Origin of the sequence: Pseudomonas palleroniana (assembly GCF_003031675.1) — a bacterium.
Classification (GTDB): domain Bacteria; phylum Pseudomonadota; class Gammaproteobacteria; order Pseudomonadales; family Pseudomonadaceae; genus Aquipseudomonas; species Aquipseudomonas palleroniana.
Genome location: NZ_PYWX01000030.1, coordinates 1 through 23,794, shown reverse-complemented (window position 1 = coordinate 23,794; position 23,794 = coordinate 1). Strand labels below are relative to the sequence as shown.

Genomic DNA, 23,794 nt, shown 5'->3' with positions numbered 1-23,794 from the left:
ATGAGCAAATTCTGGAGCCCTTTCGTCAAGGACCTGGTGCCTTACGTGCCCGGCGAGCAACCCAAGTTGACCAAGCTGGTCAAGCTCAACACCAATGAAAACCCCTATGGCCCCTCGCCCAAGGCACTGGCGGCCATGCAGGCCGAGTTGAATGACAATCTGCGCCTGTACCCGGACCCCAACAGCGATCTGCTCAAGCAGGCTGTGGCCAAGTATTACGGGGTCGACGCCGGCAAGGTATTCCTCGGCAATGGTTCCGATGAAGTCCTGGCACACATTTTCCACGGTCTGTTCCAGCACGACTTGCCGCTGCTGTTTCCAGACATCAGCTACAGCTTTTATCCGGTGTACTGCGGCCTGTACGGCATCAAGTCCGACCCGGTGCCGTTGGACGAGCAGTTCCAGATTCGTGTGGCCGATTACGCCAAGCCTAACGGCGGGATCATTTTCCCCAACCCGAACGCGCCGACCGGCTGCGTGATGGCATTGCAGGCAGTCGAGCAGATGCTCAAGGCCAGCCCGGATTCGGTGGTGGTGGTCGATGAAGCCTATATCGACTTCGGTGGCCAAACCGCTATCAGCCTGGTGGACCGCTACCCGAATCTGCTGGTGACCCAGACCCTGTCCAAATCGCGCTCACTGGCCGGTTTGCGGGTGGGCCTGGCCGTAGGCCACCCGGACCTGATCGAGGCGCTGGAGCGGGTCAAGAACAGCTTCAACTCCTACCCGCTGGATCGCCTGGCGATTGTCGGCGCGACGGCAGCGTTCGAGGACCGTGAGTACTTCGAGAAAACGTGCAAGCAAGTGATCGACAGTCGCAACACACTGGTCGCACAACTGGAAGGCAAAGGCTTTGAAGTGTTGCCGTCGGCAGCCAACTTCATCTTTGCCCGCCACCCTCGGCACGACGCAGCCGGCCTGGCGGCCAAGTTGCGTGAGCGGGGTGTGATCGTACGGCACTTCAAGCAGGAGCGGATTGCCCAGTTCCTGCGGATCAGCATCGGCACGCCTGAGCAGAACCAGGCGCTGGTCGATGGGCTCGGCGAGCTCTAAGCGACACTGGAGATCAAAAAATGTGGGAGGGGGCTTGCTCCCGATGGCAGTAGATCAGTCAATCATGTATCGACTGACACTCCGCCATCGGGAGCAAGCCCCCTCCCACATTTTGTTAGATCAACGGCTTGTCAGACTGCTTGTTCTTCCAGCCATCATTACCCGGCAGCAGCAGGTTCAAACCAATCGCCACCACCGCGCACAGGGCGATGCCCTTGAGGCCGAAATCATCCGGGCCAGTGCCGGTGCCTACCAGTACACCGCCGATACCGAACACCAGGGTCACGGACACAATCACCAGGTTGCGTGCCTCACCCAGGTCGATCTTGTGGCGGATCAGCGTGTTCATCCCCACCGCGGCAATCGAGCCGAACAGCAGGCATAGAATGCCGCCCATCACGGGTACCGGAATGCTTTGCAGCAATGCGCCGAACTTACCGATAAATGCCAGGCTGATGGCAAAAATTGCGGCCCAGGTCATGATTTTAGGGTTGTAGTTCTTGGTCAGCATCACCGCGCCGGTCACTTCGGCGTAGGTGGTATTCGGCGGGCCACCAAAGAGGCCGGCGGCCGTGGTGGCGATCCCGTCACCCAGCAAAGTACGGTGCAGGCCCGGTTTCTTCAGGTAGTCGCGACCGGTCACGCTGCCCACCGCAATCACACCACCGATATGTTCGATCGCCGGGGCCAGGGCTACCGGCACGATAAACAGAATCGCCTGCCAGTTGAATTCCGGCGCGGTGAAGTGGGGCAGGGCGAACCAGGGGGCGGCGGCGATCTTCGCCGTATCGACCACGCCAAAGTAGAACGACATGGCGAAACCCACCAGTACCCCGGAGATGATCGGCACCAGGCGGAAAATACCCTTGCCGAACACCGCCACGATCAAGGTGGTCAGCAAGGCCGGCATCGAGATCATCATGGCGGTCTGGTAATGAATCAGCTCGCTGCCATCACCGGCCTTACCCATCGCCATATTGGCGGCAATCGGCGCCATGGCCAGGCCGATGGAGATAATCACCGGGCCGATGACCACCGGCGGCAGCAACCGGTCAATGAACCCGGTGCCCTTGATCTTCACCGCCAGGCCCAGGAAGGTATAAACGAAACCGGCCGCCATCACGCCGCCCATGGTCGCTGCCAGGCCGAACTGGCCCTTGGCGAGAATGATCGGGGTGATGAACGCGAAGCTCGATGCCAGGAACACCGGCACCTGCCGCCCCGTCACCACCTGGAACAACAGCGTCCCCAGGCCGGCAGTGAACAGCGCGACGTTTGGATCCAGACCTGTGATCAGCGGCATCAACACCAGCGCGCCAAATGCCACGAAGAGCATTTGTGCGCCAGACAGGATCTGGCGCCAAAGCGGGTCGTTGAATTCATCCTGCATGTTCACGCGTCCTTCTGTTTGGTGCCGAAGATCTTGTCACCGGCATCGCCCAGGCCAGGGATGATGTAGCCGTGTTCGTTCAGGCGCTCGTCGATGGATGCGGTGTAGATCTGCACGTCGGGGTGGGCCTTCTCGACGGCGGCAATGCCTTCGGGGGCGGCGACCAGCACCATGGCGCGGATGTCCTTGCAACCGGCCTTTTTCAGCAGGTCAATGGTGGCGACCATGGAACTGCCGGTGGCGAGCATCGGGTCGATGATCATTGCCAGGCGTTCGTTGATTTCCGGAACGAGTTTTTCCAGGTAAGTGTGCGCCTGCAGGGTTTCTTCATTGCGGGCCACGCCGACGGCGCTGACCTTGGCGCCTGGAATCAGGCTGAGCACGCCTTCGAGCATGCCGATACCGGCGCGCAGGATCGGCACCACGGTAATCTTCTTGCCGGCGATTTTCTCGACCTGGACGGGACCGGCCCAACCGGGGATCTCGTAGCTTTCCAGGGGCAAATCCTTGGTGGCTTCGTAAGTGAGCAGCGCTCCGACCTCCTGAGCAAGCTCACGGAAGTTCTTGGTACTGATATCGGCACGGCGCATCAGGCCGAGTTTGTGTCGGATCAGCGGGTGGCGGATCTCGCGAGTGGGCATGGGGAAGGCTCCGGCAGCGGGCAAAAAAACCGGCCTAGATTAATCTATCCGAGGGTGTTGTCCTATAGACATCAAGTACGTTAGTCCATAAAGGCTTGATTGGAGCGCACGAGAAGCGTACCTTCGCCCGCTTTTCTTGCCACAGCACCCCTTGGAGAGCGCCATGTCCGCTGATCTCGAGCATATCCGTCAAATCATGCGCGAGGCTGACTGCCTGTACACCGAAGCGCAAGTCGAAGCAGCGATCGCCGAGGTTGGAGCGCACATCACTCGCGAAATGGCCGACACCAACCCGGTGGTTTTCTGTGTGATGAACGGTGGCCTGATCTTCGCCGGCAAATTGCTGACGCACCTGCACTTCCCTCTTGAAGCGTCCTACCTGCACGCTACGCGCTATCGCAATGAAACCAGCGGCGGCGATCTGTTCTGGAAAGCCAAGCCGGAAGTCTCGTTCATCGACCGCGACGTACTGATCATCGACGACATCCTCGATGAAGGGCACACCCTGGGCGCGATCATCGACTTCTGCAAGCACGCCGGCGCGCGCAAAGTGCACACTGCCGTGCTGATCGACAAAGACCACGACCGCAAAGCCCGCCCGGACCTGAAAGCCGATTATGTCGGCCTGCCGTGCGTCGACCGCTACATCTTCGGTTATGGTATGGACTACAAAGGCTACTGGCGTAACGCCAATGGCATCTTCGCCGTTAAAGGAATGTAATGAATGGCCCGCTTTCTTGATCAATCGCTGTTTGCTGAGTTGGCCGAGAAAGCGGCCAGCAGTCCACGCGGTCGGCACCATCACAACTTTCACCAGATGGAAGAGCCGTGCCATCGCCTGGCGGTGAGCCTGCAGCCCACCACCTACGTACCACCCCATCGGCACCTGAGCGCGGACAAGGCGGAAACCTTGTTGGTGCTCAAAGGGCGTTTGGGCTTGTTGATATTCAACGAGGCCGGCGAGGTCATCGCCAAGCGTGTCATGCAGGCCGGTGGAGAGTGCTCGGGCGTCGATCTGCCGCCGGGTGTGTTCCACGGCCTGGCGGTCCTGGAGCCGGACACCGTCATGTTTGAGTGCAAAGCCGGTCCGTATCGCCCGGTGGGTGAAGGGGAGCTTGCCAAGTGGGCGCCTCGCGAGGGCGATGCCGAGGTCGCTCAATACCAGCGCTGGATGCTTGCCCAGTTCGAATGAGCGGTTTGATCCTCGCCTACACAAGGCCGAGCCCCGCAGGTAGACTTCAATCCCCGTGTAAATGTCTGCAGGCTGGAGTCGGTAATGCGTAAAGATAAGAAACAGGTGATTGGTGATGAGATCGGTGACGATCAGATCAAGTTGTTCCTGGATTTCGAGCCGGCTGATGCGACTTCACCGTCCCTGCACAAACTGATCAAGGCCTACCGTGGCTTGCGTATCGACGATTTCGAGCGGTTCCTGGGCTTTTTCAAGGCTGCAGGCCTGGATCTCGATGGCAAGGATGAGCATGGTCAGACCTTTGTCGACCTGATCAAGGATCAGCGCCATGCGGACGAGTACATCGAGTTGATCGAAAACGCTCGCGGCTGATTATCTGAACATAAAAAAACGCCCCGTCCTCATGCAGAGGGCGGGGCGTTTTTTATGGGCTCTTCTGTAGGAGCGAGCTTGCTCGCGAAGAGCCCCAGGGCGCCGGGCTAAACCAGGCGCGCTGCGTTATCGTTAACGATCTTCGCGAGCAAGCTCGCTCCTGCCAGTCTCGGCGGCAGGCTCAACCAGTTCCAGGCTGATGTTGTTTTGCGTGTTGATCTTGCGGTACAGCTCGGCATCGGTTTCGAGGGTCTTTTCCCGTGCCGGGAAGATCTCGTGCAGCTTGGCTGCCCACTCACCAGCGGCTTTCTCCGGGAAGCACTTCTCGATCAACTCCAGCATGATCGAAACGGTTACCGAAGCACCTGGGGATGCGCCCAGCAGTGCTGCCAGCGATCCATCCTTGGCCGCGACCAGCTCGGTGCCAAATTGCAGCACGCCGCCTTTCTTCGGATCTTTCTTGATGATCTGCACCCGCTGGCCGGCCACTTCCAGGCGCCAGTCTTCGGCTTTCGCCTCGGGGTAGAAGCGGCGCAAGGATTCCAGGCGTTGCTCCATGGATTGCATCACTTCGCTGACCAGGTACTTGGTCAGGTCCATGTTGTCCCGGGCGACGGCGAGCATCGGGCCGATGTTGCCGGCGCGGACCGACAGCGGCAGGTCAAGGAACGAACCGTGCTTGAGGAACTTGGTGGTGAAGCCGGCGTATGGCCCGAACAGCAGGGATTTCTTGCCGTCTACCACGCGGGTGTCCAAGTGCGGGACGGACATCGGTGGCGAACCCACGGCCGCCTGGCTGTAGACCTTGGCCTGGTGGTGCTTGACCACTTCCGGGTTGTCGCAACGCAGCCATTGGCCGCTGACCGGGAAACCGCCAAAGCCTTTGCTTTCTTCGATACCCGAGGCTTGCAGCAACGGCAGGGCCGCGCCACCGGCGCCGAGGAACACGAACTTGGCATCCACTTCGCGGCTGTTGCCACTGTTGACGTCCTTGATGCTCACGGTCCAGCCCGCGCCATTGCGCTTGAGGCCGGTGACGCGCTTGCTGTACTTGACCTGGGCGTCTGCAGAGCTGGTCAGGTGGCTGAGCAGTTGGTTGGTCAGGGCGCCAAAGTTGACGTCAGTGCCGTTCATCACACGGGTGGCGGCGATTTTTTCATCGAGCGGACGACCCGGCATCATCAAGGGCATCCACTCGGCCATTTCGCTACGGTCTTCGGTGTAGTGCATGTCCGAAAACGCGTGGTGCTGGCTGAGGGTTTCAAAACGCTTCTTGAGGAAAGACACGCCTTTTTCACCCTGCACGAAGCTCAGGTGCGGCACCGGGCTGATAAAGGACTTGGACGAGCCAAACGTGCCTTTCTTGGTCAGGTAGGCCCAGAACTGCTTCGATACCTCGAATTGGGTGTTGATGTGCACCGCTTTCTTGATGTCGATGGAACCGTCAGCCGCCTGCGGCGTGTAGTTCAGCTCGCACAGCCCGGCGTGGCCAGTACCGGCGTTGTTCCACGGGTTGGAACTTTCCGCGGCACCCGAGTCCATCAGCTCAACGACTTCCAGCTTGAGGCCGGGGTCGAGCTCTTTGAGCAGTACGGCCAGGGTGGCACTCATGATGCCGGCCCCTACCAGTACTACGTCGACTGCTTCGTTATGCGCCATTTAACGCGTCTCCAAAATCTGCAGCACCAAATTGACGGCATGGCTGCCAGGAGTGACGGGGCGGTTCACGTGTTGCCCCAGGTTACCCATGGCCAGGATCGCCATGTCCGATTCTTCGCAATTTTTTTGCAACTTCAGCGCACGCTTCCTGCCGGGCTAATCTGCCTATGAACGCATTCATGGGCGCCTGTGGCAATTCGACTTATGGTCAAAGCGTGCGGTTCGTGCAACCAAATCCGTAGCGGACAGGTTTCAAGCTCCAGTTTTCGGGGAGTTCTCGGTCCTGTGTTGGGCTGTTCCAGACGCTGATGGTGCTTGTACAAACGCAAAACTATTCATTTGCTCGCCACACTCTTGTGAAGTTGTGAAAACCCGTTTTTTCACGCTCTTTTGAAGACGTGAACCTCAAAAATGGGCTGCCCCAGCCTGGCACCTGGCCCGAGGTCCTTGCCGACACGCGGCAAAACGGGCAAACAACTCAAGTGGCCGAGCGCAATGGCAGCTCTGGCAGATTCGGTAAAGGCGGGTGGTTTGCAAGAAAACAGCAAGCGCGCCGGCTTCACACGATCTGTGTGGGCGGCTCTCTGTGGGCGGTTTGGGGGTTAATGCCGGGGCATTAACGATGCTGCGGGGCCCGATCAGGAGACGTCCTTATAATCGGGGGGAGATTGTAGCGAAGAACGCCAGGGAAATGGGCGTGTTTTATGACTTTTATTAGCGCCTCGGTCAGGAGGCCAACGCTTGCGGTGGTTGTGCATGCGCAGACAACGGGCGCACCCGGGCGCTGGCCGGCAACGGGCGGTTCATCCACCCCAGGTGAGTCTCCGTCACCTCCACCCAACCCTCACCGACGGGCGGCAGGCGGCACTGCTTGAATGCCAGGCAATAGCCACGGGCATCGAGCCGGGCAAAGTGGCGATGGTCGGCGCGTGGCATGAACAGTGATTTGAGAAGGCGCATGGTTTTGTACCTGTTACGTTACATGCTCGAAGGTTGCCAGTGTGCCATGACACTGGAGTGACCAAATTATGTGAAATTGTAATTTCCGCGTGCCTTCAGCTGCCGTTCAGGATGGCTGGTGAGCGGCGCGCCTGCACCGTTATACTGGCGACCTGTTTGCCTCTAGTTCTGGAGAAATGAGTATGTTGCAACGCCTGTTGTTCGGTTTGATCACTGTGACCAGTTTGACGCTGGTTGGCTGCGCCAACAGCCCGCAACAACTCAGCCCGCAACCTAAAGTCACTGCGCAGTTGGCACCTGTGGGGCATGGCCAGCCGGTGTCGGTACGCGTGGTGGATGGTCGTCCGTCGCCGACCCTGGGCTCTCGCGGGGGCCTGTACCCTGAGACCGCGCTTATTTCGGTAACCGGCCAGGATGTGCTGCCCAAGCTGCAAGCCCAGGCCGAAGCGGCTGTACGCCTGCTGGGTTTCACGCCGGCCAACTCGCCGGGCGCACCTCAACTGACCATTACCTTGGCCGAACTGAAGTACCAGTCGCCTAAACAAGGCTTGTATGTGACTGAAGCGTCCATCGGCGCGACGTTCAAGTCCGACGTCGTTGCCGGCACCCGTCGCTACAGTGGCCGTTACGGCGCCTCCCTGGACCAGCGTTTCGGCATGTCGCCGAACCAGGAAACCAACACCAAGCTGGTCAGCGACGTGCTCAGCGACGCCCTGACCCGCCTGTTCAAAGACCCAAGCATCGGCCAGTTGCTCGGCTCGCAGTAAACACCGCTCAATAAAAAACCGGGTTCAGTGATGAGCCCGGTTTTTTTATGCCTGTGATGTTCATGCCGCCGTTTCGACATAAAGCTCCAGCACACTGACACCAGTGAGCAGATCCAGCTCCGGCAGGTCGGCATGCTGATGCCCGGCGAGGGCGCAATACACCAGCCAATGGCGGTCTTGGACGTTGAATGCCAGGCTGCCGACCAGCGCCTCTTGCTCGTCGCTTTGTGCGACCCAATACAGTCGATCCTGGTTTTGCGCGTGCAGCATGACAAGCTCCTCAAACGTCGAAGGGCAACAGAGTGGCTTGTTAAGGTGACGTTCAGGTGACGCTGTAAATTACTGGATACATTAGCGCTATGGGGGAGGGAGCAGGAAGGCGCAGGAGGCGACTATCGTTCAGGTTTGTATCTGAGCTGATACCAGGCCACTGATACATCGAGGTTTGCGATGGCACTGCCCGCACTGCTCATCAATACTGCCGCGCTACTGGTTGCCTGCCCGAGCGCCGCGCTGCTATTCATAACCCGCCTGCGATCACAGCGTGCGATGGCCGATCTTACCGCGCGAAGCGAAGAGCGCGCCGTTGACCAACCGATGCTGTTTCTGGATGTACACACCGAACGGGCGTATCGCCTGGCCTATCGTGTCGGGTTTGCCTGCCTTGGGCTGGCGCTGGCCACCTCCTGGCTCAGCACCCATCTGTAAAAAAAGCACTGCAAAAACATCTGTGGGAGAGGGCAAGCCCCCTCCCACAGGTGTCATCGGCGGTTACAGAGGCATTCCGGCCTTGACCCGGTACTGATTGCGCACCGGTGTTGCATATTGCACCACCAGGTACGGGCGGTGCTCGGCCGGGCATTCGTTCAAGCGCCGCTCCCATTCCGCTTTGGCCTTGGCCAGTTCGTCGGCCGGGAACAGGTCTGCTGCCTTCGGCACCTGCAGTTGAGGGTCGGCATCACTCCACTGTGCATAAGCCAGGTAGTGCACCGGGAACAGTCGATACCCACCCAGGATCTGCCGGTCCATTTCCACGGCGAGCAGCTTGGTGTCTTCAAAGCGTTCGGTGATCGGCGGCGCGAAGTTGACGTGCACACGGCCCTTGTAGCCGGTGATACCCAAGGCAATGCTCACATCATCCTCGCCTGGGGCCTTGCTGTAGGTGCCGGTTGTGGCACGGATATACAGCTCACGGGCCTTGGCCGCATCGCAGGGGTCGTATTCGTAGCTGATGGACACCGGCGTCAGGTTCAGCGACTGGATGACCTCGGCAAACGGTTCGTCCTTGCGGCTGACGTGGAACATCTTGAGGATCGCCGACTCGGTGCGATCGTCCCCATCCTTGGCGCGACCTTCGGCCTGGGCGATCCAGATCGACTGGCCGTCGTTGCGGATCGAATGATTGATGTAGGCCGACAGCAGGTTGAACGCCGCCATCTTCTCCTTTCGCCCGGTGATCGAGCGGTGCACGATGAAGCTCTTGTTCAGGCGCATCAGGTCGCTGACAAACGGCTTTTGCAGCAGGTTGTCGCCAATGGCGATGCGGGGTGTCGGCAGGCCGGCGTGGTACACGGCGTAGTTGACGAAGGCCGGGTCCATCACGATATCGCGGTGGTTGGCCAGGAACAGGTAGGCGGTGCCCGATTTGAGTTGCTCGACGCCGGTATAGGTCACGCCGTCGGTCGCCCGGTCGATGGTATGGTCGACGTAATACTCGACTTTGTCCTGCAGCGTCGCCACGGTGGTGACGCCGGCAAACTCGCGGCGCAACTTGCGCGCGATCATCGGCTTGAGCAACCAGCCCAGGGCGCCGGCAAAGCGCGGGAAGCGGAAGTGGGTCAGGATGTCCAGAAAGGCCTTGTCACTGAACAGGCGTGCCAGCACTGCCGGGACTTCGCTGTCGTTGTAAGGTCGGATGGTATCGAATTCGCCCATCATGCTCTCTTGTTAGAAACGGCTAGGGTAAGTAGAAGGAAACATCAGGGTGCGGCCGCAATATTGGCTCTGCCGTGAATAGCCCTGTAAATAGACCGGCGATTATACGCACAAGTCACCTGGGAGACCGCGATGCTGGAAACCGCACTGTACGAATGTCCTTATTGTGGCGAAGAGGTCGAGACAACGGTGGACCTGTCTGGCGGTGACCAGACTTATATAGAGGACTGCCAAGTGTGTTGCCGGCCGGTCATTTTCACCCTGCAGGTGCACGGTGACGAGTGGATGCTGGACACCCGCAGCGAGAACGAATGACCGGCAGGTCATGAATAACAGGTGCGCGCATGCAGCGAATCTACGAACCGGAAAACCTGATGGAAGGCGAGCTGCTGCAACAGATGCTTGCCAGCGAAGGTATCGAGGCGCATCTGGTGGGGCGCCATTTGCTCGGCGGTACGGGGGAACTGCCGATTTTCGGACTGCTGGGCCTGGAAGTGGACAACGATCAGGCCGCCTATGCCCGTGAGCTGATTACTGCCTACATCGGCGCCCAACCCCTGCCCGGTGAAGAACCCGACAGCTTCCCCGACGTGCTGGTCTGTTAGGCTGTCGGTCGGTTTACCCAAGAGTCGTGTTACCCCATGTGTGGACGTTATGCCTTGTTTCGCTGGAACTCATCGTTTGCTGCCCTGCCGGGCTTCCCGGCGGATCAGCAGGCCCAGTGGAATATCTCCCCCAATGACTCGGTGCTGATCCAGCGCCTGAGTGAGGGTCAGCGCACGCTGGCGCGTGCGCGCTGGGGCCTCACGCCACCCTGGCTGACCGATCTGTCGCGCACCCCGGCCCACGCCCGCGCCGAGACCCTGGCCGAACAACCGATGTTTCGCGAAGCCTTTCGCCAGCGTCGCTGCCTGCTGCCGGCCAACGGGTTTTATGAATGGCGAGGCACCCAGCGCAAGCGCCCGTATTGGCTGACGCCGGGGGAGGGCTCCACGTTGTTTTTTGCCGCCATCTGGGAAGCGTACCCGGTGCAGGAGCAGGTCTGGCTGAGTACGGCGGTGGTGACCCAGGCTGCACAAAACCAGCGGCGTCCATTGATTCTGGACGCGCAGGGGCAGGAGGCCTGGCTCAATCCCGAAACCTCCCTGCCTGCCCTGCAGGCCCTGCTGGCCAGTGAGCCCGCCGCATTGCGCGAGCGGGTCCTGGCCAATATGGTCAACGATCCCAAGCTCAACGGGCCGGAGTGCCTGACCCCGGCCTAGTGGTGGGATTGACCGGCCTCATCGGGAGCAAGCCCCCTCCCACAGTTTGATTTGTGGATACATTCAAATGTGGGAGGGGGCTTGCTCCCGATGCGGCCTCAAAGTCGCCGCAAATCTCAAACCTTGAACTGATTGATCAGGCGCCGCTGCTGTTCAGCCAGTTTGGTCAGGTCGGCGCTGGCCGTGCTGGACTCATCCGCACCGCCCGCGACTTCATTGGCCACCTGGCCAATATTGATCACATTGCGATTGATGTCCTCGGCCACCGCGCTTTGTTCCTCGGCAGCACTGGCGATCTGGGTGTTCATGTCGTTGATCACCGACACCGCCTGGGTGATGGTCTCAAGCGCCTCAGCCGCCTTGGCTGCGTGTTGCACGCTTTCATCGGTGCGGTTTTGGCTGTCTTCCATCACCCGTACCACATCGCGGGTACCTTGTTGCAACTGCTGGATCATGGCCTGGATTTCTTCGGTGGCCTTCTGGGTTTTCTGCGCCAGGTTGCGCACCTCATCGGCGACCACGGCAAAACCACGGCCTTGTTCGCCGGCCCGGGCCGCTTCGATGGCCGCGTTGAGCGCGAGCAGGTTGGTCTGCTCGGCAATCCCGCGAATCGCCGTGAGGATCGCATTGATGTTCTCGCTGTCCTTGGCCAGGGTCTGGACCACGCCCACGGCTTTGCCGATTTCTTCTGCGAGCGCCCCGATGGAGGAGGAGGTGTCGCGCACAATGCGCATACCCTGGCTGGCCGCCTGGTCGGCATGGCTGGCGGCTTGCGCGGCCTGGGTAGCGTTGCGCGCCACATCCTGTGCGGTGGCGGTCATCTCGTGCACGGCGGTTGCCACCTGGTCGATCTCGACCATTTGTTTGTGCACGCCCTGGTTGGTGCGGATCGCAATGTCAGCGGTGTGTTCCGACGAGTCACTGACCTTCTGCACCGAACTCACCACTTGCGTAATCATGCCTTGCAGCTTGATCAGGAAGGTATTGAAGCCGCTGGCGATTGCGCCCAACTCGTCGGCACGGTCACTGCTCAGGCGGCGTGTGAGGTCGCCTTCACCCTGGGCGATATCGTTGAGCATGGCCACCATTTGTTTGAGTGGGCGGGCGATGCCGTGGCCGACCAGCCAGATCACCAGCAGGCCGAGGCCGGCGATCACCAGGCCGACCATGGCCATGCCGAAGATGTCCGCCTTGCGCTGGGCCTGCAGGTCACTTTGCAGCGCGTTCGAATCCGCCATCACGGCGCTCAGGGGCAGTTGCAGCATCAAGGTCCAGCGCGCGTCGGTCTGGCCGATATTGAACGGCAGGAGCAACTCGATATGCCCGTGTTCCTTGTCGATGTCGTAGCGCACTTCGCCAACCTTCAATTGGCCAAGATTGGACAGCTCACTGCTGTCGAGCAGGTCACTGGCTTTCTCGCCGAGTTTGCTTGAGTCCTTGGTGTAGGCCACCAGGCGTCCATTGTTGGAGATCAGCGCCAATTCGCCGGCGCCGTCGTAGAGGTTCTGGTCGGCGCGGGTCAGCATGTCCTGGATAAAGTTCACCGACAGGTCGGCACCGACGATGCCCTGGAACTTGCCGTCGATCATGATTGGCTCGATAAACGACGCCAGCATCACCATGGCATTGCCGACCTTATAGGGGGCAGGGTCAATGGCGCAGGGTTTCTGGCTTTCCTTGGAGCACAAGTAGTACTCGCTGGCGCGTATGCCGGTGGAGAGAATGCTCTGGTCGTTGACGTCGGCGAGTTTGTCCAGGCCCAGGCTGCCATCGGCGTTGCGGTACCACCAGGGTAGAAAGCGGCCGTCGGTGCCCATGCCGACGATCGGGCTGTTTACATAATTGGCATCGTTATGGTCGATTGCATTGGGTTCCCAGCCGATGTAGGCGCCGAGGATTTTCGGGTTACGCACCACCGTTTCATGCAGCAGGCTGATCAATTGCTCGCGGCCGATCTGCAGCGCGGGTTCGCCCTTGGCGTCCTTCATGCCGAGCAGGGCGTTGGTGGTGGCCAAACCTTTGGCGGTCACCAGTGGCGCCTCCAGTTCACGCTGGATCAGTGTGGCCTGGGTCTGTGCCAGCGCGGTGAGGCGCTCCTTGATGATTTGCTTGAATTGGGTTTGAGTGCGTTCTTGCACCATCTCCTGGGTGCGCGCACCGGAAAACAAGGCGTAGAGCACCAGCACGGCGACCACGCTCAGCACGATGGCGCCGGTGAGTGCCGCGACAGAAAACTGAATCGACTTGAATTTCATGAAGGCTCCGGGCGCAAAGAGGTTGGGCTTATTGTTATATCGGCCATGCCGGAGGGAGTCTTAAGGCTTGTCCTGCAAATGAGTGGGGGGTGTCGCAAATGCGATGATGGCTGGCGTTGTGAGATGTATCCGAAAATCAGCGGTTAAACGTCTGTTGTATCTGGCGTCGATATAAATGACCGCCTACGATATGCGCCAGATTTTCAGGGAGAGTGTCATGAAGAAAACATTGGCGGTAAGTCTACTCAGTTCAGCGGTGTTGCTCGCAGGTTGCCAGTCGGTCAACACCACCAGTGGTGGCGCCGTGGGTGTGGAGCGTAAGCAGTACATGTTCAGCATGCTGTCGAGTCAGGAAGTCGACCAGATGTATGCCCAGTCTTACCAGCAGACGTTGGGTGAGGCGAGCGGCAAGGGGTTGGTCGACAAGACCAGCACCAACGCCAAGCGCGTGCAGGCCATCGCCAACCGCTTGATCGCCCAGGCGCCGAACTTCCGCCCGGATGCGGCGCAGTGGCAGTGGGAAGTGAACCTGATCAAGAGCGATGAGATGAACGCCAACTGCGGGCCTGGCGGCAAGATCTTCGTGTACAGCGCGTTGATCGACAATCTCAAGCTCACCGATGACGAGCTGGCTGCCGTAATGGGCCATGAGATTGCCCACGCCTTGCGTGAACACGGCCGCGAAGCCATGTCCAAGGCGTATGGCATCCAGATGGCCAAGCAGGGCGCCGGTGCGTTGTTTGGCCTGGGCCAGGACAGCCTGGCACTGGCCGACACGGTCGCCAACTATGGCATGACCTTGCCTAACAGCCGCGCCAACGAAAACGAAGCGGACCTGATCGGCCTGGAGCTTTCGGCACGTGCCGGTTACAACCCGAACGCCGCCATCACGCTGTGGAACAAGATGGCCAAGGCTTCAGAGGGCGCGCCACCGGAGTTCATGAGTACTCACCCGGCGTCCGACAGCCGGATCGCCTCGCTGCAGGCGGCCATTCCGAAGGTGATGCCGCTCTACCAACAGGCCCGGAAATCCTGATACTCCGAACCTTGTGAAGATCCAAGTGTGGGAGGGGGCTTGCTCCCGATGGCAGTATTTCAGTCGGTATATATGTTGACTGATTCACCGCCATCGGGAGCAAGCCCCCTCCCACAATGGGTTTGGGTTTACAGCCTTAGATCCAACCGCTGCTTTGCATGGCCTTGTACACCGCCACGATCGCCAGGATGAAAAACGCCGAAGCCGCCAGTCGACGAATCAAGGTCAGCGGCAGCTTTTCGGCTGCAAAATTCCCCGCCAATACAACCGGCACGTTGGCAATCAGCATGCCCAGGGTGGTGCCGATGATCACCAGCCACAACTCCGGATACTGCGCCGCCAGCATCACTGTGGCGATCTGCGTCTTGTCGCCGATCTCGGCGAGGAAGAATGCGATCAAGGTGGTCAGGAATGGCCCGAACTTGCGTGTGGTACTGGCTTCGTCATCGTCGAGCTTGTCCGGCACCAACGTCCACAGTGCCGTCGCGCAGAAGCTCGCCGCCAGGATCCAGTGCAGCACCGCATCCGAGAAGAAACTACCGAACCAGGCCCCCACGGCACCGGCGGCCGCATGGTTGGCCAGGGTCGCGGCGACGATGCCGGCGATGATCGGCCAGGGCTTGCGAAAGCGTGCGGCGAGGATGAGCGCGAGCAGTTGCGTCTTATCGCCGATTTCGGCCAAGGCAACGATTGCGGTAGGAACGAGTAATGAATCCAGCATCAGGTAGGCTTCCAGGGGCGGGTCGACACGGCTATGACACGTACAGCCTTCCCGCCCCGGGTAAGGTGTGCGTGTCATAGGTCTTGTCAAACCCCGGTCCGTCTGTGCGGACTCCTGGGTCGCATACGCCATGGCCTGCTGACCAAGTATGTTGACGTATGCCGGACGAGCGTGACGCTCGTGGGAGACTACTCCCCTAGGACGGAGCGGATTCTGCCTAGGCAAAATCCATTCGGCAAGCGTTCTTTTTCAAACGCCCGTCAGCCGCGCTTGGCACGGTAAATGCGAAAGCCGTTGCCTTCGGCCTTGATCGCACAGACCCCAAGATGCTCTTCGATCAGCGGCTGATACTTCAGGAAGCTGTTGGCGACTAACCGCAGTTCGCCGCCTTTTGCCAGGTGTTTCGCGGCTTTTCGCAGCAGGTTCTCGGTGGCGAAATAATCGGTATGCACCCCGACATGGAACGGTGGGTTGCTCAGGATTGCGTTCAAACCCATCGGCGCGGCGTCGATACCATCACCGGTCAATACCTCGGCTTCCAGGCCATTGGCAGCCAATGTCAGGCGACTGCTGGCAGCGGCAAATGCGTCCACGTCGAGCAGCGTGACGCTGTTGTGCGGGTAGCGCCGCTTGACGGCCGCCCCCAGCACACCGGCGCCGCAACCAAAGTCGAGCAAGTGACCGCCAGGCAGCTTGTCCAGATTCTCCAGCAACAGTTCGGTACCGCGATCCAGACGCCCATGGCTGAACACGCCCGGCAGGCTCACGACCTTGAGCGGGCCTTCGGCCAGCGGTACGTCGAACACCTGCGCCAGGCTTTCCAGCTCGACCGCTTGCGGGGCATTGGCCACGGTGACCTGCCACAGTTGGCAATGCCGCGCGCTATCGAGCTTGCGCGGCTTGCCGAAGGGGATCATCTGTTTGGCGGCACTTTCGATACCGCCTTTTTTCTCCCCAACCAGAAACAGCTCGGCGCCGGGCAGGCGTGCGGCCACGGCGTTGAGCAGGTAGTCGGTGAGGTCCTTGGACTTGGGCAGGAAGATCACTGCCGCGTCGAACGAGCGTTCGGGCACGTTCACACCGAACTGGCTGCGCTCGGGGAAGCGTGCATCGAGCGCGGCCTGGTCGCCGGCATGCCAGCACCAACCGTGGGCGTTGGGCAGGCGGCCCAGCAGGTCGTCGGCGGGCAAGCCGACCAGCAGCAGGTTGCCTTGAAAAAGTTCGGCCTGACGAAGCAGTACTTCACTGCGCGGATCCATGGTCTGCTCCTTGAAAAGGGGCGCAGTTTATCAACTGACGACGCGCAACGGGGCGCCGTTGAAAAAGCCTTGGGCGTTTTCCACCAATTGGCCGACGATCCGCTGTCGAGCTTCGCGGCTGCCCCAGGCATTGTGGGGCGTGACGATCAACCGAGGAATGTCGCCTGCCAGCAGCGGGTTACCCTGCACCGGCGGCTCGACACTCAGCACATCGGTGGCTGCGCCGCCCAGGTGGCCGCTGCGCAAGGCGTCTGCCAGCGCCTGTTCATTGATCAAGCCACCGCGCGCGGTATTGACGATAAAGGCGCCGGGCTTGAGCAATGCCAGTTCGCGGCCGCCGATAAAGTCGCGGGTGTGTTCATTGAGCGGGCAGTGCAAGGTCAGCGCGTCGACCTGTGCGAGCAATTCATCCAGCGGCACGCGGTCGGCGCGGGCAGGGCGTCCGGGAATCGCGCCGAGCACCACGCGCATGCCGAAGGCTTGCGCCAGGCGTGCCACGGCGCCGCCCAGTTCGCCATGGCCGAGCAGGCCGAGGGTTTTGCCTTCCAGCTCGACGATGGGGTAGTCCAGCAGGCAGAACTGCTTGGCTTGCTGCCATTTGCCGGCCGCCACATCGCGTTGATAGTCCTTCAAGCGTGTCGCCAGGTTGAGCAGCAACATGATCGTGTGCTGCGCCACCGACGGTGTGCCGTAGCCCTGGCAGTTGCTCACGGTAATGCCATGGGCGCGGGCGGCGGCGAGGTCGACGTTGTTGGTGCCGGTGGCCGATACCAGGATCAGTTCCAGTTCAGGGCAGGCCGCCAGGTTTTCGGCGTTGAGCACGATCTTGTTGCTGATCACCACCTGGGCGTTTTGCACGCGCTCAAGCACATTCTGTGGCGTGGTATCCGTAAACAGCTGCAGCTCGCTGAAGCTGTTGCGCAACTCGCCGAGGTCGAGGTCGCCCAAGTCCAGAGAGGAGTGATCAAGGAAGACGGCGCGGCGATTGTTCATCTCAACTGTACCTTTTGTGACGAGGTTCGAAGGCGTAATCTGCCGAGCCTATCAGATGAAATAATCAGTTACTTAATGGAGTAAGCATGTACGTCGCCGAGTTTTTGACCGTAGCGCTGATTCACCTGTTGGCAGTGGCCAGCCCCGGCCCGGATTTCGCCGTGGTCGTGCGCGAAAGTGTGACCCATGGCCGCCGCGCCGGGACGTGGACGGCGCTGGGCGTCGGCTCGGCGATTTTCCTGCACGTGGGTTACTCGTTGCTCGGCATCGGCTTGATCGTGTCGCAGTCCATCGTGCTGTTCAACGCGCTGAAATGGGCGGCCGCCGCGTATCTGCTGTACATCGGTTTCAAGGCATTGCGTGCGCAGCCGGCCAAGCCTGCCGCCGAAGGCGAGTTGCACCGCGAAGCCGGCGAGCGCACCCCGCGTGGCGCATTTACCGCAGGTTTCGTGACCAATGGCTTGAATCCCAAGGCCACGCTGTTTTTCCTTTCGTTGTTCACTGTGGTGATCAACCCGCAGACGCCGCTGGCCATTCAAGCGGGTTACGGCGTGTACCTGGCGGTGGCGACGGCGCTGTGGTTCTGCCTGGTGGCGATGTTGTTCAGCCAGCAGCGCGTGCGTGCCGGGTTTGCGCGGATGGGCCACTGGTTCGACCGCACCATGGGTGCGGTACTGATCGCTATCGGTGTGAAGTTGGCCTTTACCAGCATGAAATGAGTTTTTCAGTTGCCGGGTGCTGGCTTAAAGCTAGCATTCGCCGGGGTCTGCAAATCATTCCTTTGGCTGATTTAGCTGACACATAAGCTCTCTAAAGTGCAGGTCTTCAAGCCAAGACCGTGCAGTCAGATAAGGGATTAGTATGTTGCAGACCCGCGTTATCCCGCCCGCCGAAGGTGCGTACCAGTACCCGCTGTTGATCAAACGCCTGTTGATGTCCGGCACCCGTTACGAGAAAACCCGGGAAATCATCTACCGTGACAAGCTGCGTTATACCTACCCGACCTTGATCGAACGGGTCGCGCGGCTGGCCAACGTATTGACCGAAGCCGGCGTCAAGGCCGGTGACACCGTGGCGGTCATGGATTGGGACAGCCACCGGTACCTGGAGTGCATGTTCGCTATCCCGATGATCGGTGCGGTGATCCACACCATTAACGTGCGCCTGTCGCCGGAGCAGATCCTCTACACCATGAACCACGCCGAAGACCGCTTTGTGTTGGTCAACAGCGAGTTCGTGGGGCTTTACCAGGCGATCGCCGGGCACCTCACCACCGTCGACAAGACCCTGCTGCTCACCGATGGTGACGCCCAAACCGCCGAGCTGCCGAACCTGGTGGGCGAGTATGAAAGCCTGCTGGCCGCCGCCAGCCCGAAGTACGACTTCCAGGACTTCGACGAGAACTCGGTCGCGACCACCTTCTACACCACCGGCACCACCGGCAACCCCAAAGGTGTGTACTTCACTCATCGCCAACTGGTGCTGCACACCATGGGCGTGGCAACCATCATGGGCAGCGTCGACAGCGTGCGCCTGCTGGGCACCAACGATGTGTACATGCCGATCACGCCGATGTTCCATGTACACGCCTGGGGCCTGCCCTATGTAGCCACCATGCTGGGGCTCAAACAGGTCTATCCCGGCCGCTATGACCCGGAATACCTGGTGGAGCTGTGGCGCAAGGAAAAAGTCACCTTCTCGCACTGCGTGCCGACCATCCTGCAAATGGTGCTCAACGCCAAGGCCGCCCAGGGCGTGGATTTCGACGGTTGGAAAATCGTCATCGGCGGCAGTGCGCTGAATCGCTCGTTGTATGACGCCTCGAAGGCGCGGGGCATTCAACTGACCGCCGCGTACGGCATGTCCGAGACCGGGCCGCTGGTGTCCTGTGCTCACCTCAATGAAGAACTGATGGCCGGCAGTGAAGACGAGCGCACCACCTACCGCATCAAGGCCGGCGTGCCCGGGCCATTGGTGGAAGCGGCGATTATCGATGATGACGGCAATTTCCTGCCCGCCGATGGCGAATCCCAGGGCGAGCTGGTGTTGCGCGCCCCTTGGCTAAGCGAAGGCTATTTCAATGAGCCGCAGAAGGGCGCCGAGCTGTGGGCCGGCGGCTGGATGCACACCGGTGACGTGGCGACCCTGGACGCCTTCGGGGTGATTGATATCCGCGATCGCATCAAGGACGTGATCAAGACGGGGGGCGAATGGATCTCCTCCCTGGCGCTTGAAGACCTGGTCAGCCGTCACCCGGCGGTACGTGAAGTAGCAGTGGTAGGCATCGCCGACCCGCAGTGGGGCGAGCGCCCGTTTGCGTTGCTGGTGGTGCGTGATGGCCATGTGATAGGTGCGCGTGAGCTCAAGGAACATCTCAAGCCTTTTGTCGAACTGGGCCACTTGAGCAAGTGGGCCATTCCAAGCCAGATCGCGGTTGTTACTGAAATTCCCAAGACCAGCGTAGGAAAACTCGACAAAAAACGTATCCGTATCGACATCATCGAATGGCAGGCCAACAACAGTACGTTCCTGTCGACCCTGTGACGCCCTTCGCCGCGCCCGCTCGGGCGCGGCAATGCTCTATCTCAAGCCTTCACTTGTGATTTATCGATTTTCAGCCATCCTTGCCACGCCGATCTTCGTCGGTGTGGCGAAAGGGTTGTGGCAGACGGGTTGGTGATGCAAATCACACTTTAGAGGGATCAAGCGCTCCCCCCCTGCTGGCTATAGTCCCTTCCAGAGTTATTCACGGATGCTCCGCTTCGGGCCATGGGGGCTCGGGTGCCGTACGGCATTGGGATCGTTGTATCCCGGCCGTTACATGCATCTGTAGGAAAGAACTCACTGCCATAACAATAATGCACATGGAGTAGCGTCGATGACCTCAGTAAACCAGTTCTGGCGCCGGGCGAGATTGCCTCTGGCCGTCAGTCTCGCTTCTACGCTCGCCGGGCCCGCATTCGGCGTCAGTTTCAATATCGGTGAAGTCGAAGGGAGCTTTGACTCGTCGCTTTCCGTGGGGGCGAGCTGGTCGACAGCCAAGCCTAACCGAGACCTGATCGGTGCCAACAACGGCGGCAAGGGGTTGTCCCAGACCTCTGATGACGGCCACTTGAACTTCAAGCGCGGCGAAACGTTCTCGAAGATCTTCAAGGGCATCCACGACCTGGAACTGAAATACGGCGACACCGGCGTGTTTGTGCGCGGCAAGTACTGGTACGACTTCGAACTCAAGGACGAAAGCCGTCCGTTCAAGGACATCAGCGACAACAACCGCAAGGAAGGCGCCAAGTCCTCCGGCGGGCAGATCCTCGATGCCTTCATTTATCACAACTACAACATCGCCGATTTGCCGGGCAACGTGCGTTTCGGCAAACAGGTGGTGAGCTGGGGGGAAAGTACCTTCATCGGCGGCGGCATCAACTCCATCAACCCGATCGACGTGTCCGCATTCCGTCGTCCGGGCGCCGAGATCAAGGAAGGCTTGATTCCGGTCAACATGTTTTATGTGTCGCAATCATTGACGGATAACTTGTCGGCTGAGGCGTTTTATCAGCTGGAGTGGGACCAGACGGTGACCGATAACTGCGGCACGTTCTTCTCCCAGCCCGACGTGATTTCCGATGGCTGTGACAACAACCTGCGTGTGCTCAACAAGCGTTCGACCATCCCGGGCGCTGCGTTGCCGACGCTCAATGCCCTGGGGGTGGACGTCAACAACGAAGGCGTACTGGTACGTCGCGGTCCGGACCGGGATGCCCGCGACAGCGGCCAATTCGGCGTGGCCATGCACTACAACTTCGAGCCGCTGGATACCGAGTTCGGCGCGTACTTCATGAATTACCACAGCCGCGCGCCGATCTTCAGTGCACAAGGTGCTCCTTCATCGGCTTACACCCGCCCTCTGGGGCCTCTGGCTGCCTTGCGTCCGTTGATCGTGGCCGGCAGTTCCAACTACTTCGTCGAGTACCCGGAAGATATCCGCCTGTACGGTTTGAGCTTCTCGACCACGTTGCCGACAGGCACGGCCTGGAGTGGTGAACTGAGCTACCGTCCAAACGCTCCCGTGCAATTGAGCACCACCGATATCCTGTACGCCGGTGTCACGCCGATCCCTGGCTTTGGCAACGCCTCCGTGCTCAAAGGTACGCCGGGCCAGGACCTGCATGGCTACAACCGTAAGGAAGTGACGCAGTTCCAGACCACCTTCACGCACTTCTTCGACCAAGTCATGGGCGCCAGCCGCCTGACCACCGTCGGTGAGATCGGGGTGACCCATGTCGGGGGGCTGGAAAGCAAATCACAAGCCCGCTATGGCCGCGATCCGGTCTTCGGCCCTGGCAGCTTGCCGGGTGGCTTCTGCAATGCGCTCAACAATTCCACCGCGACGGGGGCGGGCCTGCCCAATGCCGCTGGCCTGAACACCAACTGCAACAACGACGGCTACACCACAGCCACGTCCTGGGGCTACCGCGCCCGAGCCATCTGGGAGTACCCGGACGTGTTCGCGGGCGTCAACCTCAAGCCAAACGTGGCTTGGTCGCATGACGTGAAGGGGTATTCACCCGGCCCCGGCGGTAACTTCGAAGAAGGTCGCAAGGCTGTCAGCCTGGGCCTGGATGCCGAGTACCAGAATACTTATACCGCCAGCCTGGCCTACACCAACTTCTTTGGTGGCAAGTTCAGCACGGTGGATGACCGCGACTTCATCGCCCTGAGCGTCGGCGCCAACTTCTAAGCACACTGTATTTTCAGGAAGACCAGAATATGCAAATAACAAAAAGTCTGTTGCACGTGGGTGTGCTGGGGCTGTCGATCCTGGCGAGCAATGTCATGGCGGCGGTATCGGCGGATGAAGCCGCCAAGCTGGGCACGAGCCTGACCCCGATGGGCGCTGAAATGGCCGGTAACGCGGCGGGCACCATTCCGAAATGGTCGCCGCTGCCCACCAATGCCGGTGCCGTGGATGCGCGTGGTTTCCTGGCCAACCCCTACGCCAACGAACAGCCGCAGTTCACCATCACCGCAGCCAACGTCGAGCAGTACAAAGACAAGCTGGCACCCGGGCAGTACGCGATGTTCAAGCGCTACCCGGACACCTTCAAGATGCCGGTCTACCCGACCCATCGCGGCGCGACCGTGCCGGCGGATGTGTTTGCAGCCATCAAGAAGAATGCCACGCACACCAACCTGGTTTCCGGCGGCAACGGCCTGGAAAACTTCGAAACCGCGGTGCCGTTCCCGATTCCAAAAAGCGGCGTGGAAGTCATCTGGAACCACATTACCCGCTATCGTGGCGGCAGCGTGACCCGCCTGGTAACCCAGGCCACGCCGCAAACCAACGGTTCGTACAGCCTGGTGTATTTCCGCGATCAGTTCGTGTTCCGCGACAAGATGAAAGACTTTGATCCGAAAAACCCAGGCAACGTGCTGTTCTACTTCAAGCAGCAAGTGACCGCGCCGGCGCGTCTGGCCGGTGGCGTGCTGCTGGTGCACGAGACCCTGGACCAGGTGAAGGAACCGCGTTCGGCGTGGGTCTACAACGCGGGTCAGCGCCGCGTGCGTCGGGCGCCGCAAGTGTCCTATGACGGGCCGGGTACTGCCGCCGATGGCCTGCGCACTTCCGACAACCTCGACATGTACAACGGCGCCCCGGACCGCTACGACTGGAAACTGGAAGGCAAGAAAGAGCTCTACATCGCCTCCAACAGCTACAAGGTCGACGATCCCAAGCTCAAATACGCCGACATCATCAAGGCCGGTCACATCAACCAGGACCTGGCACGCTACGAGCTGCGTCGCGTCTGGCATGTGGTCGCCACCTTGAAGGAAGGCCAGCGCCACATCTACGCCAAGCGTGACTTCTTCATCGACGAAGATACCTGGCAAGCCGCCGTGATCGACCACTATGACGGCCGTGGCCAACTGTGGCGTGTCGCCGAAGCCCATGCCGAGAACTACTACGACAAGCAAGTGCCGTGGTACGCCCTGGAAACCCTCTACGACCTGCAGTCCGGCCGCTACCTGGCGCTGGGCATGAAAAACGAAGAGAAGCAGGCATATGACTTCGGCTTCACCGCCACCACCAGCGATTTCACTCCAGCGGCCCTGCGCCAGGACGGTGTGCGCTAAGCGGCAACGGAGTTCCAGTGTGGGAGGGGGCTGGCCCCCTCCCTAATGCTACTCAGTCAAGAGAACCTGCCGCGACCAAACTCTGTAGTGAGCGGGCTTGCCCCGCGCTGGGTGGCGCAGCCGCCCCAAACCCAGGCACCTCGGTCCTCCTGAAATACCGCGGCGTC

At 60.3% G+C, this 23,794-nt stretch carries 24 protein-coding genes, 1 pseudogene and 1 riboswitch; of the genes and pseudogenes, 14 read left to right on the top strand and 11 right to left on the bottom strand.

Going from position 1 to position 23,794, the window contains the following annotated elements; genetic code table 11:
- A complete protein-coding gene (gene hisC / locus C9383_RS10225) occupies nt 1-1,053 on the top strand; it encodes a histidinol-phosphate transaminase (RefSeq protein ID WP_090366730.1) in 1,053 nt (350 codons plus the stop codon).
- 115 nt (nt 1,054-1,168) lie between these two features.
- Here the strand turns inward: hisC and C9383_RS10220 are convergent, their stop codons facing one another.
- Nucleotides 1,169-2,443 (bottom strand): uracil-xanthine permease family protein, encoded by a 1,275-nt coding sequence (locus C9383_RS10220; RefSeq protein ID WP_060754959.1) that lies wholly within the window; start codon nt 2,441-2,443, stop codon nt 1,169-1,171.
- Between the two features lie 2 nt (nt 2,444-2,445).
- Complete coding sequence (gene upp / locus C9383_RS10215; RefSeq protein WP_024073483.1) at nt 2,446-3,084, bottom strand: uracil phosphoribosyltransferase; 639 nt, start codon at nt 3,082-3,084, stop codon at nt 2,446-2,448.
- Between the two features lie 163 nt (nt 3,085-3,247).
- Between upp and C9383_RS10210 the strand changes: the two genes are divergently transcribed.
- The 3 genes from C9383_RS10210 to C9383_RS10200 all read left to right on the top strand — a co-directional run bounded on the left by C9383_RS10210 (nt 3,248) and on the right by C9383_RS10200 (nt 4,648).
- Nucleotides 3,248-3,805: a hypoxanthine-guanine phosphoribosyltransferase gene (locus C9383_RS10210; protein WP_060754960.1), complete on the top strand. Its 558-nt coding sequence runs from the start codon at nt 3,248-3,250 to the stop codon at nt 3,803-3,805.
- Nucleotides 3,806-3,808: 3 nt separating this feature from the next.
- Nucleotides 3,809-4,276: a WbuC family cupin fold metalloprotein gene (locus C9383_RS10205; protein ID WP_090366728.1), complete on the top strand. Its 468-nt coding sequence runs from the start codon at nt 3,809-3,811 to the stop codon at nt 4,274-4,276.
- Nucleotides 4,277-4,360: 84 nt separating this feature from the next.
- Nucleotides 4,361-4,648, top strand: coding sequence for a PA4642 family protein (locus C9383_RS10200; RefSeq protein WP_090366726.1), 288 nt, complete (start codon nt 4,361-4,363; stop codon nt 4,646-4,648).
- A gap of 132 nt (nt 4,649-4,780) precedes the next feature.
- On the opposite strand, the gene mqo is transcribed toward C9383_RS10200, so the two are convergent.
- Both mqo and C9383_RS10190 read right to left on the bottom strand, forming a co-directional pair.
- Complete coding sequence (gene mqo, locus C9383_RS10195) at nt 4,781-6,307, bottom strand: malate dehydrogenase (quinone) (protein WP_090366724.1); 1,527 nt, start codon at nt 6,305-6,307, stop codon at nt 4,781-4,783.
- A gap of 726 nt (nt 6,308-7,033) precedes the next feature.
- On the bottom strand, nt 7,034-7,267 hold the full coding sequence (locus tag C9383_RS10190) for a hypothetical protein (protein ID WP_060754964.1): 234 nt from the start codon (nt 7,265-7,267) through the stop codon (nt 7,034-7,036).
- A 182-nt stretch (nt 7,268-7,449) separates the two neighbouring features.
- Between C9383_RS10190 and C9383_RS10185 the strand changes: the two genes are divergently transcribed.
- Nucleotides 7,450-8,034 (top strand): YajG family lipoprotein, encoded by a 585-nt coding sequence (locus C9383_RS10185; protein ID WP_060754965.1) that lies wholly within the window; start codon nt 7,450-7,452, stop codon nt 8,032-8,034.
- Between the two features lie 60 nt (nt 8,035-8,094).
- Here the strand turns inward: C9383_RS10185 and C9383_RS10180 are convergent, their stop codons facing one another.
- The gene (locus tag C9383_RS10180) at nt 8,095-8,304 is read right to left on the bottom strand and encodes a hypothetical protein (RefSeq protein WP_060754966.1); all 210 of its coding nucleotides are present in this window, start codon (nt 8,302-8,304) and stop codon (nt 8,095-8,097) included.
- Nucleotides 8,305-8,484: 180 nt separating this feature from the next.
- Here C9383_RS10180 and C9383_RS10175 point away from each other — a divergent pair, with 180 nt between their 5' ends.
- The gene (locus C9383_RS10175) at nt 8,485-8,742 is read left to right on the top strand and encodes a hypothetical protein (protein WP_090366722.1); all 258 of its coding nucleotides are present in this window, start codon (nt 8,485-8,487) and stop codon (nt 8,740-8,742) included.
- A 63-nt stretch (nt 8,743-8,805) separates the two neighbouring features.
- On the opposite strand, the gene C9383_RS10170 is transcribed toward C9383_RS10175, so the two are convergent.
- Nucleotides 8,806-9,969: a 1-acyl-sn-glycerol-3-phosphate acyltransferase gene (locus C9383_RS10170; RefSeq protein WP_174554023.1), complete on the bottom strand. Its 1,164-nt coding sequence runs from the start codon at nt 9,967-9,969 to the stop codon at nt 8,806-8,808.
- A gap of 132 nt (nt 9,970-10,101) precedes the next feature.
- On the opposite strand from C9383_RS10170, the gene C9383_RS10165 reads away from it, so the two are divergent.
- The 3 genes from C9383_RS10165 to C9383_RS10155 are packed head-to-tail and all read left to right on the top strand — an operon-like array spanning nt 10,102 to nt 11,231.
- On the top strand, nt 10,102-10,284 hold the full coding sequence (locus C9383_RS10165; protein WP_060754969.1) for a CPXCG motif-containing cysteine-rich protein: 183 nt from the start codon (nt 10,102-10,104) through the stop codon (nt 10,282-10,284).
- A gap of 29 nt (nt 10,285-10,313) precedes the next feature.
- Nucleotides 10,314-10,574, top strand: a complete 261-nt coding sequence (locus tag C9383_RS10160; protein WP_060754970.1) for a putative signal transducing protein — start codon at nt 10,314-10,316, stop codon at nt 10,572-10,574.
- A 36-nt stretch (nt 10,575-10,610) separates the two neighbouring features.
- The gene (locus C9383_RS10155; RefSeq protein ID WP_060754971.1) at nt 10,611-11,231 is read left to right on the top strand and encodes an SOS response-associated peptidase; all 621 of its coding nucleotides are present in this window, start codon (nt 10,611-10,613) and stop codon (nt 11,229-11,231) included.
- Between the two features lie 116 nt (nt 11,232-11,347).
- On the opposite strand, the gene C9383_RS28640 is transcribed toward C9383_RS10155, so the two are convergent.
- Nucleotides 11,348-12,091 (bottom strand): methyl-accepting chemotaxis protein, encoded by a 744-nt coding sequence (locus C9383_RS28640; protein ID WP_372241662.1) that lies wholly within the window; start codon nt 12,089-12,091, stop codon nt 11,348-11,350.
- Between the two features lie 114 nt (nt 12,092-12,205).
- Nucleotides 12,206-12,400 (bottom strand): annotated as a pseudogene (locus C9383_RS28635) (HAMP domain-containing protein); the annotation flags it as partial.
- A gap of 1,303 nt (nt 12,401-13,703) precedes the next feature.
- Between C9383_RS28635 and C9383_RS10145 the strand changes: the two are divergent.
- Complete coding sequence (locus C9383_RS10145; protein ID WP_060754981.1) at nt 13,704-14,522, top strand: M48 family metallopeptidase; 819 nt, start codon at nt 13,704-13,706, stop codon at nt 14,520-14,522.
- A gap of 136 nt (nt 14,523-14,658) precedes the next feature.
- Here C9383_RS10145 and C9383_RS10140 read toward each other — a convergent pair whose 3' ends face one another.
- The 3 genes from C9383_RS10140 to C9383_RS10130 form a co-directional block, all read right to left on the bottom strand.
- A complete protein-coding gene (locus C9383_RS10140; RefSeq protein WP_016978300.1) occupies nt 14,659-15,243 on the bottom strand; it encodes a TMEM165/GDT1 family protein in 585 nt (194 codons plus the stop codon).
- 88 nt (nt 15,244-15,331) lie between these two features.
- Nucleotides 15,332-15,453: riboswitch (yybP-ykoY riboswitch) on the bottom strand.
- A 50-nt stretch (nt 15,454-15,503) separates the two neighbouring features.
- A complete protein-coding gene (locus C9383_RS10135; protein ID WP_090366718.1) occupies nt 15,504-16,502 on the bottom strand; it encodes a methyltransferase in 999 nt (332 codons plus the stop codon).
- A 30-nt stretch (nt 16,503-16,532) separates the two neighbouring features.
- Nucleotides 16,533-17,495: a 2-hydroxyacid dehydrogenase gene (locus tag C9383_RS10130; RefSeq protein WP_090366716.1), complete on the bottom strand. Its 963-nt coding sequence runs from the start codon at nt 17,493-17,495 to the stop codon at nt 16,533-16,535.
- 86 nt (nt 17,496-17,581) lie between these two features.
- On the opposite strand from C9383_RS10130, the gene C9383_RS10125 reads away from it, so the two are divergent.
- The 4 genes from C9383_RS10125 (at nt 17,582) to C9383_RS10110 (ending at nt 23,627) form a co-directional block, all read left to right on the top strand.
- Nucleotides 17,582-18,214 (top strand): LysE family translocator, encoded by a 633-nt coding sequence (locus C9383_RS10125; protein ID WP_060754975.1) that lies wholly within the window; start codon nt 17,582-17,584, stop codon nt 18,212-18,214.
- Between the two features lie 142 nt (nt 18,215-18,356).
- Nucleotides 18,357-20,039 carry a fatty acid--CoA ligase gene (locus C9383_RS10120; protein ID WP_090366714.1) on the top strand — a complete coding sequence of 561 codons (1,683 nt, stop codon included), beginning with the start codon at nt 18,357-18,359 and terminating at the stop codon, nt 20,037-20,039.
- Between the two features lie 334 nt (nt 20,040-20,373).
- Nucleotides 20,374-22,233, top strand: a complete 1,860-nt coding sequence (locus C9383_RS10115; RefSeq protein WP_060754977.1) for a DUF1302 domain-containing protein — start codon at nt 20,374-20,376, stop codon at nt 22,231-22,233.
- Between the two features lie 29 nt (nt 22,234-22,262).
- The gene (locus C9383_RS10110) at nt 22,263-23,627 is read left to right on the top strand and encodes a DUF1329 domain-containing protein (protein WP_060754978.1); all 1,365 of its coding nucleotides are present in this window, start codon (nt 22,263-22,265) and stop codon (nt 23,625-23,627) included.
- Nucleotides 23,628-23,794: the final 167 nt, after the last annotated feature.

Coding starts and splice junctions, on each gene's coding strand:
- C9383_RS10200 (WP_090366726.1), top strand. CDS start 4,361: ATGCGTAAAGATAAGAAACAGGTGATTGGTGATGAGATCGGTGACGAT.
- C9383_RS10145 (WP_060754981.1), top strand. CDS start 13,704: ATGAAGAAAACATTGGCGGTAAGTCTACTCAGTTCAGCGGTGTTGCTC.
- C9383_RS10125 (WP_060754975.1), top strand. CDS start 17,582: ATGTACGTCGCCGAGTTTTTGACCGTAGCGCTGATTCACCTGTTGGCA.
- C9383_RS10160 (WP_060754970.1), top strand. CDS start 10,314: ATGCAGCGAATCTACGAACCGGAAAACCTGATGGAAGGCGAGCTGCTG.
- C9383_RS10130 (WP_090366716.1), bottom strand. CDS start 17,495: ATGAACAATCGCCGCGCCGTCTTCCTTGATCACTCCTCTCTGGACTTG.
- C9383_RS10190 (WP_060754964.1), bottom strand. CDS start 7,267: ATGCGCCTTCTCAAATCACTGTTCATGCCACGCGCCGACCATCGCCAC.
- C9383_RS10120 (WP_090366714.1), top strand. CDS start 18,357: ATGTTGCAGACCCGCGTTATCCCGCCCGCCGAAGGTGCGTACCAGTAC.
- C9383_RS10135 (WP_090366718.1), bottom strand. CDS start 16,502: ATGGATCCGCGCAGTGAAGTACTGCTTCGTCAGGCCGAACTTTTTCAA.
- C9383_RS10155 (WP_060754971.1), top strand. CDS start 10,611: ATGTGTGGACGTTATGCCTTGTTTCGCTGGAACTCATCGTTTGCTGCC.
- C9383_RS10220 (WP_060754959.1), bottom strand. CDS start 2,443: ATGCAGGATGAATTCAACGACCCGCTTTGGCGCCAGATCCTGTCTGGC.
- C9383_RS10140 (WP_016978300.1), bottom strand. CDS start 15,243: ATGCTGGATTCATTACTCGTTCCTACCGCAATCGTTGCCTTGGCCGAA.
- C9383_RS10110 (WP_060754978.1), top strand. CDS start 22,263: ATGCAAATAACAAAAAGTCTGTTGCACGTGGGTGTGCTGGGGCTGTCG.
- hisC (WP_090366730.1), top strand. CDS start 1: ATGAGCAAATTCTGGAGCCCTTTCGTCAAGGACCTGGTGCCTTACGTG.
- C9383_RS10210 (WP_060754960.1), top strand. CDS start 3,248: ATGTCCGCTGATCTCGAGCATATCCGTCAAATCATGCGCGAGGCTGAC.
- upp (WP_024073483.1), bottom strand. CDS start 3,084: ATGCCCACTCGCGAGATCCGCCACCCGCTGATCCGACACAAACTCGGC.
- C9383_RS10205 (WP_090366728.1), top strand. CDS start 3,809: ATGGCCCGCTTTCTTGATCAATCGCTGTTTGCTGAGTTGGCCGAGAAA.
- C9383_RS10175 (WP_090366722.1), top strand. CDS start 8,485: ATGGCACTGCCCGCACTGCTCATCAATACTGCCGCGCTACTGGTTGCC.
- C9383_RS10115 (WP_060754977.1), top strand. CDS start 20,374: ATGACCTCAGTAAACCAGTTCTGGCGCCGGGCGAGATTGCCTCTGGCC.
- C9383_RS10165 (WP_060754969.1), top strand. CDS start 10,102: ATGCTGGAAACCGCACTGTACGAATGTCCTTATTGTGGCGAAGAGGTC.
- C9383_RS10185 (WP_060754965.1), top strand. CDS start 7,450: ATGTTGCAACGCCTGTTGTTCGGTTTGATCACTGTGACCAGTTTGACG.
- mqo (WP_090366724.1), bottom strand. CDS start 6,307: ATGGCGCATAACGAAGCAGTCGACGTAGTACTGGTAGGGGCCGGCATC.
- C9383_RS28640 (WP_372241662.1), bottom strand. CDS start 12,091: ATGGTCGAGATCGACCAGGTGGCAACCGCCGTGCACGAGATGACCGCC.
- C9383_RS10170 (WP_174554023.1), bottom strand. CDS start 9,969: ATGGGCGAATTCGATACCATCCGACCTTACAACGACAGCGAAGTCCCG.
- C9383_RS10180 (WP_060754966.1), bottom strand. CDS start 8,304: ATGCTGCACGCGCAAAACCAGGATCGACTGTATTGGGTCGCACAAAGC.